Raw genomic sequence first — 18041 nt, forward strand, 5'->3', positions numbered from 1 at the left:
AAAGCATGAAGATTTCTCTTTTATAATTCTAAGCCTAATTGGAGGGTAACTATTATTTGCCCAAACTGAACCTGCAACTGAGATTACTCGCCAGACAACTGAAAAAGTAGTGCAAACACTTCCTTTTTCTAATAAGGATGATTATGCCGATGCATCGAAAGGTTGTATCGCCAAAATTCCGAACCTTCAAATTATGTTCCTTGTTGTACTCCTTAATCTTAAAAAAAAAATCCTGATAATTCGATTGCATTTGAAATTTATTTAAGGTGACAGGTTGTTTTTATTAAGTACTACTGCTTGATTTAAGGGGTAGTCAAATTAGAGATTCCATTTCTCAATATCACTATCCAAATAATTCACTGATTTTTTTAATACGTAAAATTTAATGCTATGAAACTAAAATTATCTATGTTATTCGTTTTTTTTGTTGCTTTCTCGTGGTCGCAGAGCACCACGACATTTACTGGCAATGGCACGTTTGTGGTCCCTGCCGGTATTACCAGTATTAGCGTTCAGGCTTGGGGCGGTGGTGGCTCGGGTGGTGGCGCAAGTGGTGCAGGATTATTGTTTGGGCGAGGCGCAGCCGGCGGTGGAGGAGGTGCTTATGCAAGTAAAGTATTAACAGTTACTCCGGGAGAAACCCTGAATGTAATCGTTGCAGGTACTACATCCGGAACTACCGCTAATGGAAGTGCAGGAAGCAGTTCTACTATTGCAGGTTATCAGTCTTCAATATTAGCAGCCGGAGGGTCCGGAGGAGCTGCAAATGATGCAGGCGGTAACCCGGTTGGCGGAATTGGCGGTACTGTTGCAGCCTCAGCAGGAACTACAAAAATTGCAGGTGCTAACGGAGGTAATGGTTGTTCATGGTCGCTATTATCACTTCTCCTTTCATCAGGCGCAGGAGGTTCAGGAGCAAATTCAGGAGGGGCCGGAGGCGCAGCAGTTGCCAGCTTACTTTTGGGTACAGCACCCGGAAACCCGGGCGCAGCTCCAGGAGGTGCGGGCAGTGGTGCAATAAATTCGGCATTGGGCACTGCTCAGGTTGGAGGTGCGGGAGGTGCTGGAAAGGTAATTATTTCATACACTTGTCCAACTTTTACTTTATCAAGTATATCGTCATTAAATATTTGTTCTTCGAGCGGTTCAACGTCTCCTGTAACGGTAACTTCACCGGCATTACCTGTTGGTAATTATATTGTAACTTATGACAGAACCAGTCCAAGTGCTACGGGTTTAACCGCAAATTTGAGTGTTACTACTTATGGAACAGGAACTTTTACTGCTACGGGTTTAACTACCGTAGGACCAAGTACTATAACTATTACTAAAATTACTGCTGGTACATGTGTTTCTAATATCACAGCTATTAATAGCACCAACATTTTTATAGCACCCGCAACTGTGGGAGGAACTGTGAGCGGTGGTACAACAATTAATTACGGAAGCACAAGTGGGTTACTAACACTATCGGGACATACGGGATTTGTTGTTAAGTGGCAATCTGCAATAAGTCCGTTTACTAACTGGACAGACATAGCCAATACAGCTACTACCTATACATCTGGACCACTGACAGCTACAACTCAATTTAGAGCGGTTGTTCAGAGTGCTAGTACTTGTGGTGTTGAAAATTCTACACCAACAACAGTAACTGTAACTCCTTTACCAACTATAGCGTTAGCAACCACAGCAGTGAGTCTTTGTTTAAGACCTAGCCAAATCAATACGGCACATTCGACTGCATTATCTTATACGGCAACAACCGGATCTCCTGTGTCGTACAGTATTGTTTGGAATCCGACTCCAACAAATAGTCTTGTAGCGGTTACAGATGCACCATTACCAGCGAGTCCAATTAGTATTGCTATTCCGGCCGGAACAGCATTTGGAACTTACACGGGAACATTAACTGTAAAAAACGCAGGCGGCGGAGTGAGCAGTCCGGGTTCTGTTTTTACGGTAACTATAGGGGAAACGCCATCAATTGTTCAACCTTTTAATTCACAGGTTAATGCTGTTTATACCAGTACAAGTGCGCAATCCACACTTATAAGATATTCGTCTACGACAGGTAGTCCTACAAGCTTTTATATTGATTGGGATGCAACAGCAAATGCTGCGTCATTGGCAGATCAGAGCAGTACACCATTTGCATTTACATCAACTCCAGGTGCAAATACTTTTCCAATTCAGATATCTGCAAATGCTCAGGCAGGTGTGTTTAATGGTACGATGTATCTTGTAAATAATTTGTGTACCTATTCATTTGCAATATCAGTAAAAATCAGCCCATTACCAACAATCACCTTATCAGCAACAGCAGAAAATATTTGTGTTCCAAGTGGTTTTTTTTCAGGAGAACTTTCCAGCTCAATATCTTATACAGCGACAACCGGATCTCCGGAAACCTATAGTATTGTTTGGAATTCCACACCAACACCAGATGGTCTTATAGCAGTTACAGATGCGCCATTACCAGCCAGTCCTATAATTATTGATGTAAATACCTCAGAATTATCCTTAGGAACTTATACTGGTACATTGACGGTAAAAAATGCTGATGGAGTTAGTAGCGTTGGTTCGGTTTTTACTCTGGTTGTTGGGCAGAAACCATCAATTGTTCAGCCTTTTAGTTCACAAGTTGATCCGGTTTATACAAGTACGAGCGCTCAAACTACACCAATACGATATGTGTCTACTACCGGTAGCCCTACCAGTTTTTATATTGATTGGGATGCCACAGCAAATGCTGCTTCGTTAGCAGATCAGGGTAGTACTGCATACGCATTTTCGTCAACAAGTGGCTCAAATACATTTCCAATTGATATATCAGCTAATGCTCAGGCGGGACTATTTAATGGTACTATGTACCTTGCGAATGAGTTCTGTACGTATTCATTTCCAATATCGGTAAAAATTAGCCCATCGCCTGCAAGAGTGCAGCAGTCGGCAACGAATCAAAATGTTGTCCTTGCTGATAATGCGACAAATAAAACGGATAACATTTCAATAATTGCAGTAAACAGAGCTATTAATGTTGATAGCTTCGACCAAAAGATGTCAAAGGTTTATGTTTATGATCTATCAGGTAATCTGGTTTACAGAAAAGATTCGGTAGGAAATTCTAAACTGACTATCGATAATTTAAAATCAAATCAGATTTTAGTGGTTAAGGTTGTTTTAGATAATAATCACACCCAAACCAAAAAAGTGCTCTATTAATTCCAAATCCAGATTAAAATTTAAAAACATTTGTCGAAAGGCAAATGTTTTTTTATTTAATCTAAATTGACAGGCAACAATTGCTCCTGCAAAATACTGCATACAATGCAGTTGTGTGAAGTTCAGGGAATACAGCTATAGTAACAGTTAATTTTTTTGTGGAAATAACTTCTTATTTTCGTTGCCGCACTAAACGACCATAAACCAACTGTGAATAAGAATTCACAAATTAGAATTGCCCGCAATCAGGATATAATATTAGGATGTAATTAAATTAAAAGATTATAATTTGACAAAGGACAGATAACTCAGCAAGGTAATAAACACGATTTATTTATGAAACCCGCCAAATACTTATGTATAAAACGGGTGTCATAATAAACATAATCTTTCCAAAATTCGCAGGTGTGACCCGCAGATCACAATGAGGCAGTTAAGCAAAAGTTTTCTTTATTGTACTAATGATGGTACTGCCAAAATTAAGGCGATTAGACTATTTTATAGTTATTGCAATATTGGGAACTACAAGAGTACCAGTAGCTCCGGAGTTGCGTTGCAATGCTACTTCTATATAATCGTTAGTGGTTAATTCTGCTGTTGCATGCAAAGGAAGAACTATAATATCATTAACAGCAGCTCCTCTTCCATAAATTTTGTATTGTGTTATGGGAACGCCATTTTTAGTGATATAAGCTATAAATACTCCTGTGCCAGGAACCTGAAATGAAATTGAACCCGTTATTTGAAAGATTCTTTTCTTTTTTCCAACGTATTTTAATCTATTGTAGCCGGCTGTGCCAGTTTCTGTCGCAAATCTGAATAAATTTGAATATACTGTTGTAGGAGCTGTACCAGTGCTCACTCCAACTTTGACAATATCACTTGGAGTTGCATTGTTTAACGTTACTCCAAGACCGGTATTAACAGCATAATCCATTGAAAAATCCCCAACAGCATTTGCATCTGTTTCAGTTGGTATACCTGCAGCCCTAACGGTCCAGCTGGTATTAAAATTATAACCTGTGAATGTAGTTGCTGATGGAGTTGCATATGGTTTAACATAATTAGCCGGAGTGGGACCAGTAAAAACAACAGATTCTAAAACAGCATCTCCCGTTATATTAAGTCCTGCTGTAGAAACATCCAAACCATATGCTCCGGTATTAACATTAGAGAATCCTCCTTGTTTTTCGATCAGAGTGAATGTTCCGGTGAATTTTTCGTAAGTTCCACTATTATTGCTGAACCACGCCTGGTTACTTAACAATAACTGACCGATATTAGAATAAGTGATACCATTTGTATTTCCTGAAAAATTGACTATACTCATAAAAACTAACCCATAACCTGCTATCGTACCTACACTGGCAGAATTGGCAATGACACAATCCCTAAGCAAAAAAGTAGACGTTGAAGCTGCAGAACTCAGATTAAAAACGGTAGCACCAGGCGCCGTAATAGTAAGATTCCTAACACTGCCGCCTGTGGTTCCGTCAAAAAGAAATCCGGATGATTTAACAATAATATCCTCATTAGCGTCCTGACCAACCAAATAGGCATTATTCAGATCAATTGGAAAATTAAATACCACCTGTCCATTAATTTCATATAAAGTATTAGAACTCAAAACATATTTACTGCCACCACCAGCGGCTAATTCAGTAGCCAATACAGTCGCTAAATTGTCAATAGATCTGATGCGTTTAAAATTTAATCGCGGAACTGCACCACCTATAGGTATCCACGATGATGTTGTGGATACATAGCTGTATAACAATTTTAAATCTGTATCATATACAATCAATCCGTCAGCAGGTGTAGCAATTGCATTTCTTTGTAAAGTCGTCATACGAGGCGGAAGCAAACCTTGGGTTGTAGAAGTTATATCTAAAACAGAACTTGCATTTGGCGTTACCGTTCCAATTCCTATTTGGGCATTTCCAAAAAATGACGAAAAGAAAAGAAACAGGATTRTTATTGTTTTATGATTTTGGGAGGTATATTTTTTTGTCATAATTTCTAATAATTAATTATAGTGGATTTTTTTAATTTTGGTACTTATTCTAATTATATGAAGAGGCTATTTTCCGGAATTTGAAATAATTACTTTTTGAACAACTTTTTCATTATCTGATGTTAGAAATGTTGCGATATAAACTCCGGAACTTAATCCTGAGGTTGAAAAAGTGAAATTCTGATCAGTTCCTAAATTATTTTTTGAAAGAATTGTTCTTCCAAGAATATCATAAAGCACGAAGGATTTTATTATTTCATTATTTGGATTCGACGCTGTTAAAACCTGATTTTTATTATCCTGAGAAATAAGAAAGTTTGTTTTGTTTTCCTCCTTTATTCCCAATGTCTGGCTCGTAAAACTTATTTTAAAACGTTCGGTAAAGGTTCCGGGAGTAACTGAAACTTCATAAGTGCCGTTTTTAATATCATGATAGGACATATCAAGTGCGTCGTAGATATAAATTGGCTGTGAATCATCAAAATCTACAATTTCAGGTATAAAAAATTTAAAAGTTGTATTTGCAGTTGCGTTTACCGCCAACGGAATTTTTTTAGATAAATCGAAATTAACTCCTTGAATTACATAATTTCCGTTTTCAATCCAGAAAGAAATGTCGCTAGGCAGGTTTCCATCCATATTTTTGGCATCAATACCTCTGTCAACACCATCTGTTGCTTCAGAAACGAAGGCTAATGCAAGCTGTCTTGTAAATTCATTGTTAATTATGACGTTAAGTTTGAAAAAAGGAACAAGAGGAGGCGGAGGCGGAGGATAATCCTGATTGTTCAAAGTACCATTTGTTTTGGCGCTTAAATTTTTTGCCGGTTTTTCAAATTGTGATAAACTATTGTCTTCTTTATAAAAAATGCGGTGTGAATTTCTAAAGGTCACTGTTCCATTTGAAGCACCACTAATTAAAAATCCCTGACCTATTGGAAGGTATTTTCGTGCTACAACCGGACTTGTCCCAGTTGGAGGATTGCCGTTTACAGTTCCGTCGCTGTTGTATGATTTAAATGTTGCAGCTGTATAGATACCGGTAGATCCCAGACTAATGGGTGAATATGCAGCGTATCCTCCTCGATATGCAGACAGATAATGAGAGTTTACAGTTTTGTCCTGTTGCCAAAAATACGCAATACCAGTTGCTGCAGTGTTTGTTGGGTCTAAAAGAAAAGCATTAAGATGTAACGCTGACGGGTATGGATTACCTGTTAAGGTTGCATTATTTGCACCAACATTTACGGTTATATTACCATCATTTGGTTTTCCCCTAAAATCATATCGTTGTTTACCAGTTCCGGGATTGTTTACGATTCCGGTACCTTCCGGATCTGTAGTATCTGAACCACTTGTTCCTTTCATTGTAAAACCTTCTCCCGGCGCAATTGTGGTAGCATTGCCAACCTGAACCCATTGCGAGTAGTTATTGGCATTCGTTAATTTATAAATCCAGTAAGAAGCTATTGCCAAAGGATTTGCTGTTCCATCATAATTTGAGAGTGGAAGTGCAGTAGCAGGAATTACAGCAGTTGAAGACGTGGGACGATTAAGTAATGAAATTCCAAAATTTGTATTACCTGCTGAAATTATAGGATTTCCAACCGGTGAGCACCAATAATTGTAATCAAAGTTATCTGAGGTTCCTTCCTGATACACTGATACAATCCCTGTTCCTGTATTATTAGTGGTACCTGTTGTACCTTGTACTAACTGGGAATTATTTCTTAAGTAAAGATTTGAATTCGTAGCCAGGTTCATATTCTGAGTTACATACAAAACTTGATTCTTAACATAAACAGGAGTATTAGCACCAATGTAAATTTGTGCAAAACCTTGGACAGAAGTCACAATAATAAAAAATAGAAGTATTTTTTTTTTCATAGCTCAGTGTTATTAAAATTAAATTTTAGGTTAACTATTTGTATAAAACAGATCATACTTATTTTTTCTTATTGATTACATATACTCCCAAAGCAATGCCAGCCATAAACAACAAACCAATTTCCTGATTTATAGGAACTGGCTCAGGTTCATCAGGAAGACCGGGTGGTGGTGGGCCCTGAGCAAAAGAAAAATAGGAGATTAAGAAAAATACGAGGCTAATTTTTTTTTTCAATTTTAAAGATTTATTAAGATTAAATTTATGGTAACTTGCTAATTAACAACATTGTAAAATTTATGCATCTTCTGATTGTAGTTATAATACTAATAAAATTATTTAAAATTTTTTAATCAAAAATTATATAATTTTCCATTATTTTTATAGAATCACCATGTGCATTGATTTCTAAAAGAAGAAAAAAATACATCTTGAAAACAAGCAGGATTTGAAATTTACGCGGCTATTTTATTTACGATTCTATCGTATCCCAGTCAGCTGCAGCGGTTATAATACAAAGAACATTGAGCGTTAATAGGCAACGCTTAGTTAATCAGGTACACTAAATCAAGGAGATTTAATGAATGGGCTATTGGGATAGTGGGCGAGTTTTTTCAATATTATAGTAGCATTACGTGATAAAAAATTGGTACAATGACAGGAGATTCTGTTAACATTTATACAAATTAAGAGGAATGACTTTTGAATTGAAAGTGAGAAGTAATAAGTGAGAGGTATAGCGTATAACTGTTTTTTAAAATCAGCGAATTCTGAATAAAATTATACATGATTCTTATTGATACAGTTATAAGGATAGGTATTAACTGTATTTTAATTAAATTTTAAAATAGTAATTATTCCTGGATAATCCGGTCAAGAAATTCTTTGGTAAGTGGTTTAACGTGAAAGGCAACTACATTATAATTACTGCTGGATCGCAAGATGTCTTCATCGTCAATTGTTGATGATATAATATAGACCCGGCAATGATTTTTTAAAATAACGGATAGCTTGTCAAATGCTTCCATAAATTCAAATCCAGACATTAACGGCATATAAATATCCACAAATATAATCTGAGGCAATTCGGGGATATGCTCCTGGTTGTCTTGCAAGTATTTCATGGCCTCTTCTGCTGCGGTATAAAGTAAAACTTTTTTCGCAAAATTATTTTGAGTGATAATACGTGATGCAATGTAGAGATCTATGCCGTTATCATCAATTATCATTACGGTTTGAAATTTTGTTGTTGCTGGTGTAATCATGGTTTCAAATTTTTTAGTGTGAGAATAAACGTAGTCCCTGTTCCTTTATCTGACTTTATATCTATTGAACCCTGCAATATTTCTACGGTGTCTTTTACAATATACAAACCGATACCAGAGCCATTTTTTTTGCCTGAAAGCCGAAAAAACATTTCATATATTTTTTGATGATATTCCTTATCTATACCAATCCCGTTATCGGCGATGCTGAGATGAAGATTTTCAGGATCTGAATATCCGGTTATTTTGATATACCGGCCAATTTCTTCCTTTTTCTGGTATTTTATGGCATTTGAGATCAGATTTTCTAAGATAGTATTAAAACGCAGCTTGTCAGTATAAAACGGTTGCTCTTCTGTGATTTCAATTTTGTAATGAATTCCTTTGGCATCTCTCGTGCTTTGAAGTGAATTTATGATGTCAGCTACCGTTTTATGAAGCGGAATCTGTTCTACTTCAAGTCCGGTACGGTTGTTTCGCGAGTAGTTTAAAATATTTTTAATAAAGTCATCAAGACGATTGACACTAGATCGTATCATTTCGGCATGACTAATGGTATCGGGTTCCTGGCTTTCTGTCTCAATAAAAGAGAGCAGACCCAGAATGGAAGTTAGGGGAGAACGTAAATCATGAGATACACTGTATACGAATTTATCCAGTTCTGAATTGGTTTTGAGAAGTTCTCTATTTCTTTTTTCCAGATTTATTTCGGCTTTTGTGCGGTCAGTGATGTCATTGGAAAGAATTAATCTCGCCGGCGATCCTTCATAGATAATATCATGCGCAATAATTTCAACAGGAAAAACGGAGCCATCCTTTCTGATATGATTCCATTTTCCCCTATTGTAATTTGATTTGTTAATTTCTGAAGAATCGCTGTATTTTATGAAATGATTTTTATCGTCATTAGGGCGTATATCTAAAGCAGTCATCGAAAGAAATTCCTCACGGCTGTATCCATAATGAGCAATAGCTATCTTATTTACGGCCAGAAATTTAAAGGTTACTAAATCTATAATCCACATAGGCATTGGATTGTTATCAAAGAGATACCTGTATTTCTTTTCACTTTTTTTCAGTTGTTTTTGCGCCAATTTCATTTCTGTAATATCAGCAAGCACAATAACGGCTCCGGTTATTTGACCTTTAGCATTGCGAAACGGAACAGGGTAGGGCAGAACATTGCGCTTTTCTCCGTTGGGGCGTTCGATAATGATTTCTCTTGTAAGATTTGATGCATCTTCTGTTAGTGCTTCGGCGAGAGAACATAAGCTCCGAGGTTCTGTGTCATTTATATTATGGTGCATGTTCCATGAATCGTACCATAAATCTTTTCCAATTTTCGGTTCTCTGCCCCATAAAGCTACCGCGGCCTTATTATAGATTGTTATTCGTCCTTCGCGATCGCAGGAATAAGTAGCAACTGGTAATTTGTGGATTAAATCCCGGTACATTTTCTCTCTTTCTTCGATTTTTTTCCGGGACACGACTTGCTCCGTTACGTCATTGGCAAAGACAAGGATACCATCAATATTGTTATCAGAATCCCTATTGGCCTGATAAATGAAATTTAAATAAACATCAACTAGCTTTCCGTTTCCATGACGGTCGAATTTGACTAACATTTCACTGGCTGCAAATGTTTCACCTGTTTTATAAACCGTATCCAAAAATTCAAAAATCCCTTGTGTTTCAAGTTCCGGTAATACTTCTTTTACCGTTTTGCCTATAATATTTTTTTTGCCGATTAATTGTAAATAGAGTTCATTTGCCAATTCAAAAATATGATCGGGACCTTTTAAAATTCCCATACAGGAGGGTGCCTGAGAAAATAAATTACAGAACCGCTGTCTTTCTGTTTCAAAAGCTTTTTGGATGTTTTTTTTCTCAGTAATAACTCTGCCTATGAAGTAGGTCACCTTATGCACGTCATCCCGGACAGCAGACAAAAGCATGCGGACTTTACTTCCGTCTTTACGTATAAACACTTTATTAGACGTATTTTCTTGAATATCAGTGTTAAAATTCGCATTTAGCACATCATGAGTATCTTCATGGGAAATAAAATCCATACATTTCTTTCCAATTAAATCTTCGTTTTGGTAACCTAAAATGTATTCTGATGCTTTGTTTACAGCCAAAAATCTACCTTCTTCATCACAGGAATAAATCAGTTCCATTGAAAAATCCAGAATTTTGGTAAGATTATGTAATTGCTCCTGACAAGAAATTTGAGTATCAATCTTTTCTGTAGCTTTTTTGTTTTCCTTTATTGCAGGTCTAATCATTTCAGTGGTTTCTTCTTCTTCTTTACTATTCTGTTTAAACGTTGTCAAAGTTCGCTCGTCCTTAAAAGTGTTGCTCTCATTGTCAACAACTATAAATTTTTGTAACAAACTGTCTTTTTGGAGTTGTTTGTCTGTTATTTTTAATACGTCTGAATTTGCAATTTTGAAAGTATCCCATTGTTCGTTATCAATAATTACATTTTCAGTTCTTTGAAAATTTTCACCGGCTTGTTTGTATTCCTGCAGCGCAATTTTAACTTTTCTTGCTAACGTATTCAGGTTTGCCTTTAGTACCACGTCACGTACTCCGATTTTTATAAGTTTTATGGCCTTTTCTACAGCAATGGTTTGTGTAACAAAAATGAAAGGTATAGTTGGCGCCATTTTTTGCTTCAATGTAAAAAGAGCCATCCCGTTGAAGGAAGGGAAAGAATAATTAGAAAGAATAATGTCAGGTTTGAAGTTGTAAATCGCCGATTCATATTCCTTTTCAGAGTAAACAATTTCGACAATAAAAGAACTATAGGCATCCTTCAATTCGTGTAGAATAGCCTTAATATCAGCAGGATCTTGCTCGGCAATTAATATTTTTGTTTTCATAAGAATGTTGATGCTATATTATTTGCAATTACTTAAAGCAGCAAGCTTTTTTATTCTTTAAGTTTAATAAATTTGTTAAAGTCCTCTTGCCGTCTTTTGGCAACCGGTAAAATTGCTCCATTTGAAAACTCACAGAAATAGCCATCTTTTTTTGAAATTTTAACGATATGACGCAGATTGATAATATAGGAATGATGTATTCTAAAAAAATAATTATGGTCTAAAATAGCACTGTATTCTCCCAGGTTTCTGCTTGACATTACCTTAGTGCCGTTTAAAAGGACAAAAACAGTATATTTTCCGTCTGCTTTGCAAAAAATAATTTCTGCAGTAGGTATTAGTTCTATTTTTTCTAAAAACGCTACTGCTACATAATCATTTGATTGATTCGAAGAATTTAGGAGATTAATGCTATTGATTTTATGATCCTGATAAGAGCGTTCCATTTCTCTTCTTTTGATTACTTTATAAATGGCTAAAATGATTGCATTAAAATCTATTGGTTTCAACAAAAAATCAATCGCATTGTGTTTAAAAGCCTTAATGGCGTAATCCTTTTGTGCGGATATAAATACGAGTTTCGGAATGCTGAAATCCAGTTGTTCAAGCATTTCAAAAAAAAGATCGTCCTTAAGTTCAACATCCAGAAAGATAAGGTCAGGTTTTTTTGCTTTTATAATTATGGTTCCGGTACTTATACAGCCTGCATCGCCAATTATTTCCAAAATCATAGCATTCTCTTCTTCAAATTTTTTCAGAATGAGCAACGTCTCTTTTTCCCCAGATATGATTATAGCATTAACAGGATTCATAATCTTATATTGGTGGTTTGGAAATTCAAACCGTAAATTAATTGATTTAAAATATTTCTTAATCTATTGATTTTTAAGGCTTTATTTCAATTAAAAATAGTAAGTTCTAAAATATAAATAAAAGAAATACTTTTATTATGAGATACAAAATTTGATCACAAGTAATAAATGAGCCTTAATAAGTATAAGTGTAGCGTATATGACGCTAGTGTGTATTTTAATGATTTATTTACGAATTTCGGACTTGTCTACATATTAGCTGGTCACTTTACCAGAAGTAGTATCAAAATTCTTTAAGCAAGCGAACAAAAGGCACTGAACGATCTTCTATTATTAAATAAGTGAACAATTAAATATGAAACAATCGATAATATCAAATATACTATTTTGATTAAAAATCAATTTATATAATTTCTAATAAATCTTACAAATTAAGTATGTAATTTGCTGTTATGTAGTTGTTTATAGATTGTAAAAAATGTTAGATATAGTTATTAGAATGCAATAAATTGCAACCAATAAAAATAGGAATGTTTCAATAGAGCAGTCTTTTTTAGGAAACCAACTATCGATTTTTTTTGTAGTATTGTAAAACCTTAAACTACATACGGCTATTAAATATTAGAGATGCGTTATAAAGGCGCGGGTTATAATTATGTGCGATTTTAGGGATATAAGTACAATAAAAAGCTGACAGACAAATTAAATGATTTATAAAGAATTTGACCCCGACACATTATTAAGCGATTTCGTTAAGAATTATTGGTGGTTTGATAATTCTACAACTCAACAACTAGACTTTACAATTTTGCCGGACGGCTGTTTTGACCTTATCATATCCTTTGACAACTACGAACAGGAAGAAATTTCACTAACAGGACTTTGGACGAAACAAGTTGAAGTTTCTATTGCACCAAACAGACAGCTTTTTGGAATTCGTTTTAAATTATTGGCGGTTGACTACATTTTACAACAAAAGATTTCATCGTTTTGCGATAGCGAACAAATTAAGGATAACGATTTTTGGGAATTTGATAAAACCTCATTTAAGGATTTAGAAATTGTAACAGAAGAATTGAATAAAATTATGCTTTCAATTTTGGGTAGTCAAAAAGGTATTGACAGCCGAAAAAAAAGTCTTTTCAACTTGTTGTATCAAACAAATGGTGAACATACAGTAGAACAATATTCGCAACAGGTTTTTTGGACAAGCCGACAAATCAACCGTTATTTCAAAGATAGATTTGGTATTCCTTTAAAATCGTACTGCAAAATTTTAAAATGTTTCGCCTCATTCAGGCACATCAAAAAAGGGCAACTTTATCCCGAACAAAATTATTTTGACCAATCACATTTTATAAAAGATTTGAAAAAACATACGGGAAACAATCCAACTGAACTTTTTGAAAACAAAAACGACCGATTTTTACAATTGGCAACAATGACAGAAAAGTAGTTTTGCATCATTAATCCATATAAAAAAAGCAAAATGAAATTCAGTAACATCAGACTTTTAGTGCACAACTTTGATAAGTGCTTCACTTTTTACAACGACATTCTTGGTTTGGAATGCTCTTGGGGAAAACCTGGCGACAATTTTGCCAGTTTCAATATTGGCCATCCATCGGGACTTGCTCTGTTTAAAGCAGAACTAATGAGTAGTGCAATCAACAACGCAGACGCAAATAAAAATGAAATATTGCAAGACAAAATTGCAATCATTCTGCAAGTAGACAGCGTAAATGAAACGTACAGTTTATTACAAGGTAAAGGCGTAAATTTTTTAACTGAGCCAAAAGATATGACAGCTTGGGGAATTAGAGTGGCACATTTTAGAGACCCTGAGAACAATTTAATTGAATTATATTCTGACTTTACCAAAAGAGAAATGGGACGATCATTTAATTGAAGACGAAAAGGATTTTGCTAAAAATAAATAACAAATTTTGCCTAACAGTTGTTTGTGAATTTTAAATTTCGCCATTGTTTTTTCATATTCTTGAGTCATTACCGATAATGTAGAAGTAGTCTATTATGTAAATTATTATGGTGGATATAATGTATACACATCAATTAAAGTTTATTAACTTCATAAGTAAGTGTTTGGTTATTAAATAATTGTTTAACTTTATTGAGGTTTTATATTATGAATTAAAAATTTGTATTATGAGAAAAATAATTCAGGCAGGACTTGTGTTATTACTAATAACAAGTTGTGGAGGAAAAGATTCATCAAAAGATGTTACGGTTGATAAAGCCCAAAAAACTGCTGAAATTGATGAGATTGCCGAAAATCCATTAAAAGATTGTTTTTTTGGAGACCTTCATTTGCATACTTCATTATCACCAGATGCCAATATGATTGGTACTACTGCACTTCCTGAAGATTCTTATAAATTTGCGATGGGCGAGGAAGTAACTTATATGGGACAGAAAATAAAACGTATTGCCCCACTTGATTTCTTGGCCGTAACCGATCACTCTGAATATCTTGGCGTAATTGCAGCAATAAAAGATCCAAACGGTCCTTATGCAGGCACAGATCGGAATAAACTTTACAACAGCAAAGATCAAAAAGATGTGGCGAAAGCTTATGCAGATTTTATGGTTGGTGTTGTTGCCAATAAACCAGCGCCCGAATTAAACAACGAAAAAGTAATCAAAAGTTCGTGGCAACGCATTATTGAAGCTGCCAGCAAATACAATAAACCTGGAAAGTTTACGACGTTTGTTGGTTACGAATGGACTTCAATGCCATCAGATGCCAACAAACATTCACAAAACTTGCATCGATGTGTAATTTTTAAAGGAGAAAAGGTTCCGGACAAACCATTTTCCTCTTTTGATTCAGACGATCCGGAAGATTTATGGACTTATTTAGAAAATGCCAGAAAAACAGGAGATGATGTTATTGCTGTTCCTCATAACGGAAACCTTAGCAATGGACTTATGTTTGATACCAAAACATTAAAAGGAAAACCACTTACCAAAGAATACGCAGACAGAAGAATGAACAATGAGCCTTTGACAGAAATCGCTCAGGGCAAAGGACAAAGCGAAACACATCCTTCTTTGTCAGGAAATGATGAATTTGCAAATTACGAACTGGTTGAAATACTATTAAGCAGCAGTGCCAAAGCAAAATTCCAAAAAGGAAGTTACGTTAGACAAGCTTATGGAGTAGGGCAGGAATTACAAGAAAAATTGGGGAGTAACCCCTTTAAATACGGACTGGAAGGCGGAACTGATTATCATTCCGGTTTTTCAACTACCGAAGAAAATAATTATCCCGGATCTCACGCTTCTCAGGATAATCTGGCAAAAGATTATGCTACAATTCTAGCCGCTACTGAATCTATTGGCGGAGAGCCTGCCAGTAAGCTAAGTGCAGGCGGATTGACAGGCGTTTGGGCAGAAAGCAATACCAGAGATGCAATTTTTAATGCATTGAAAAAGAAAGAATGTTTTGGAACAAGCGGCGTACGCATTAAAGTACGCCTGTTTGCCGGTTGGGATTATTCAAATAATTTGATAAAACAAAATAATTGGATAAAAGAGGCTTATGCCAGTGGAGTACCTATGGGCGCCGATCTTCCAATTTCGACTAATAGTAAAAAACCTAAATTTTTGGTTCAGGCCATTAAAGATCCCAATTCCGGAAATCTGGACCGCATCCAAATCATTAAAGTGAGTACTAAAAACGGAAAAAGTACGGAGAAAATATTTGATGTTGTTTGGGCAGGCAGCCGTAAGGTTGATGCCAAAGGAAAACTGGCTTCTGTTGGAAACACCGTAGACATTAAAGCGGGTTCTTATACCAACACCATTGGTGCGGCAACCTTATTGGGCTATTGGGAAGATACAGAATTTGATCCACAATCGTATGTTACTTACTATGCAAGAGTACTTGAAATTCCAACCCCGAGATGGAGTACTTATCTTGCTGCAAAACATAATTTGCCAGTGAGCAAAACTGTTCCTGCCACTATTCAGGAGAGAGCATGGACGAGTCCTGTTTGGTACACACCTGCAAAATAAATACAGCTATTAATTTCAAATATGTAAAACCCTTTGGTTTTGTATGTTTTAATTTTATTTCATGGCAATTAAAATAAAACGCTTTTTTAGTGAACCCTTGATTCAATTTATAATTTTAGGTGGATTATTGTTTTTATTTGTTTCTTACTTTCAGCAAAAAAAAGATATTGAAGCCCGTGAGATAACGGTTAGTAAAGAAAAAGTAAATCAGATTATTCTAAATTATAAGACACAAGTTGGCAGCCTTCCGTCAAAACAAGAATTAGAGGCACTTATTGATGGATATATCAAAGAAGAAATATCGTATCGTGAAGCAAAAAAATTAGGACTGGATCACGATGATGAAATTATCCGCAGAAGACTTTCTCAAAAATTCGATTTTTTGCAGACAGATTTGGTAGAAATCAAAGAACCGACAGAAGAAGATCTACTACTTTTTTATAACAATCATAAAAAGCTTTTCCGGAAAGATGCCACCGTAACTTTCTCTCATATTTATTTCAGTGCCGATAATAGTACAGCTGCTTTGGCAAAAGAAAGAGCAATCATCGTTTTAAAGCAATTACAAAATCATGAAATTGCCAATGCACACGAAAAAGGAGATCTATTCCCTTTGCAATATGATTATGTCGATCAGGCAGTTGTCGATGTACAGCAAAACTTTGGAAATAAACCAATCGTAGATTTCTTATTCAAAGAACCTTTAAAGAGATGGCTAGGGCCCGTAGAATCGGGTTATGGCTGGCATTTGGTATTTATATCAAGCCGTGGAAATACAGGAATAATGCCATATAAGTTAATTAAAGAAGAGGTAAAATTAAACTATATAGATTCCGTTAAAGCAACACAAAATAAAATTGCATACGATAAGCTGGCTAAAAAATATCTCATTAATCGTTCTTATCTGGATAAAAAATGAGAAACTATTTTTTAATTATCCTAGTCTTATTATCATCTAACTTCCTGTATTCGCATGAGATAAGACCTGCTTTTCTGGAAATAAAAGAGAATAAAAATCATTCTCTGGAAATAATCTGGAAACAGCCTTTGATGGGCGATTATGGTTTACCAATATATCCCTCTATATCTGCGGGATGGATGACAAATTCAAAAGCTCAAATAGTTTATACAGAAACCTATTTAATCAAAAGATGGAAAGTACCCGCCAATCATGTTTCACTTGACGGGCAAACTATTAGAATTGACGGACTTGAAAAAACAATTACGGATGTATTGGTACAAATAACCCTTCTTAATGATGTATCTTATACCTATTTAATAAAACCATTACAGCCATTTGTAATACTCGACATAAAAAAAATACAGCCTCCACCGGTCTGGCAATATGTGCAATTAGGAATATTTCATATTTGGTCCGGTTTTGATCATTTGCTTTTTGTCTTAGGTTTGATACTGCTTGTAAAAAAGAGATCAAAACTAATCTGGACGATAACCGCCTTTACAATAGCCCACAGCATTACATTGGCATTGGCAACCTTGCAGATTGTTAAAGTATCGGCAGTATTTACCGAATCTGCCATTGCGTTGAGTATTGTTTTTCTGGCCATAGAACTGCTGCGTCATTACAAAGGAAAAGATGGTTTTGCCTATCATTATCCCTGGTTGGTTTCTTTTCTTTTTGGACTATTGCACGGACTTGGTTTTGCCAGTGCTTTACAAGACGTTGGATTACCGCAAAATAATATTCCGCTAGCCTTGTTTTTATTTAATGTAGGTGTTGAAACCGGACAATTAGTATTTGTGTTTGTAATTCTACTGCTATTATCAGTCCTGCATTTATCAAAATTTCAATTACCTAAATGGAGTTATAAAGCACCGGCTTATATAATAGGAACACTTGCAATGTATTGGTTTTTTGAGCGGCTTTCAGATGTTTTTTGATTAACTGACTAC

The 18041-nt window shown here is 35.4% G+C and carries 12 protein-coding genes; 6 read left to right on the plus strand and 6 right to left on the minus strand.

Annotated elements, in window-relative coordinates; all coding sequences use genetic code 11:
* The first annotated feature begins 390 nt into the window (after window positions 1–390).
* The gene (locus EAH81_RS01575; RefSeq protein WP_140503001.1) at window positions 391–3225 is read left to right on the plus strand and encodes a T9SS sorting signal type C domain-containing protein; all 2835 of its coding nucleotides are present in this window, start codon (window positions 391–393) and stop codon (window positions 3223–3225) included.
* 493 nt (window positions 3226–3718) lie between these two features.
* On the opposite strand, the gene EAH81_RS01580 is transcribed toward EAH81_RS01575, so the two are convergent.
* The 6 genes from EAH81_RS01580 to EAH81_RS01600 form a co-directional block, all read right to left on the minus strand.
* The gene (locus tag EAH81_RS01580) at window positions 3719–5239 is read right to left on the minus strand and encodes a hypothetical protein (protein WP_140503004.1); all 1521 of its coding nucleotides are present in this window, start codon (window positions 5237–5239) and stop codon (window positions 3719–3721) included.
* A gap of 66 nt (window positions 5240–5305) precedes the next feature.
* Entirely contained in the window at window positions 5306–7126 is a 1821-nt protein-coding gene (locus tag EAH81_RS01585; protein ID WP_140503006.1) for a T9SS type A sorting domain-containing protein, read from the minus strand.
* Window positions 7127–7184: 58 nt separating this feature from the next.
* The gene (locus EAH81_RS27335; RefSeq protein ID WP_161595776.1) at window positions 7185–7361 is read right to left on the minus strand and encodes a hypothetical protein; all 177 of its coding nucleotides are present in this window, start codon (window positions 7359–7361) and stop codon (window positions 7185–7187) included.
* Window positions 7362–7978: 617 nt separating this feature from the next.
* Entirely contained in the window at window positions 7979–8389 is a 411-nt protein-coding gene (locus tag EAH81_RS01590; protein WP_140503008.1) for a response regulator, read from the minus strand.
* Complete coding sequence (locus tag EAH81_RS01595; RefSeq protein WP_140503010.1) at window positions 8386–11277, minus strand: PAS domain S-box protein; 2892 nt, start codon at window positions 11275–11277, stop codon at window positions 8386–8388. Before EAH81_RS01595 ends, EAH81_RS01590 begins: the two co-directional genes overlap by 4 nt.
* A gap of 50 nt (window positions 11278–11327) precedes the next feature.
* Entirely contained in the window at window positions 11328–12089 is a 762-nt protein-coding gene (locus EAH81_RS01600) for a LytR/AlgR family response regulator transcription factor (protein WP_140503013.1), read from the minus strand.
* 706 nt (window positions 12090–12795) lie between these two features.
* Here EAH81_RS01600 and EAH81_RS01605 point away from each other — a divergent pair.
* From EAH81_RS01605 to EAH81_RS01625, 5 genes are all read left to right on the plus strand, one after another.
* On the plus strand, window positions 12796–13545 hold the full coding sequence (locus EAH81_RS01605) for a DUF6597 domain-containing transcriptional factor (RefSeq protein WP_140503015.1): 750 nt from the start codon (window positions 12796–12798) through the stop codon (window positions 13543–13545).
* Window positions 13546–13578: 33 nt separating this feature from the next.
* The gene (locus tag EAH81_RS01610; protein ID WP_140503017.1) at window positions 13579–13998 is read left to right on the plus strand and encodes a VOC family protein; all 420 of its coding nucleotides are present in this window, start codon (window positions 13579–13581) and stop codon (window positions 13996–13998) included.
* Window positions 13999–14255: 257 nt separating this feature from the next.
* Window positions 14256–16127, plus strand: a complete 1872-nt coding sequence (locus EAH81_RS01615; protein ID WP_140503019.1) for a DUF3604 domain-containing protein — start codon at window positions 14256–14258, stop codon at window positions 16125–16127.
* 61 nt (window positions 16128–16188) lie between these two features.
* Window positions 16189–17046: a peptidyl-prolyl cis-trans isomerase gene (locus EAH81_RS01620; RefSeq protein ID WP_140503021.1), complete on the plus strand. Its 858-nt coding sequence runs from the start codon at window positions 16189–16191 to the stop codon at window positions 17044–17046.
* Window positions 17043–18029, plus strand: a complete 987-nt coding sequence (locus EAH81_RS01625) for a HupE/UreJ family protein (RefSeq protein ID WP_140503023.1) — start codon at window positions 17043–17045, stop codon at window positions 18027–18029. Before EAH81_RS01620 ends, EAH81_RS01625 begins: the two co-directional genes overlap by 4 nt.
* Window positions 18030–18041: the final 12 nt, after the last annotated feature.

It is taken from the genome of Flavobacterium pectinovorum, assembly GCF_006438875.1.
Classification (GTDB): Bacteria; Bacteroidota; Bacteroidia; order Flavobacteriales; family Flavobacteriaceae; genus Flavobacterium; species Flavobacterium pectinovorum_A.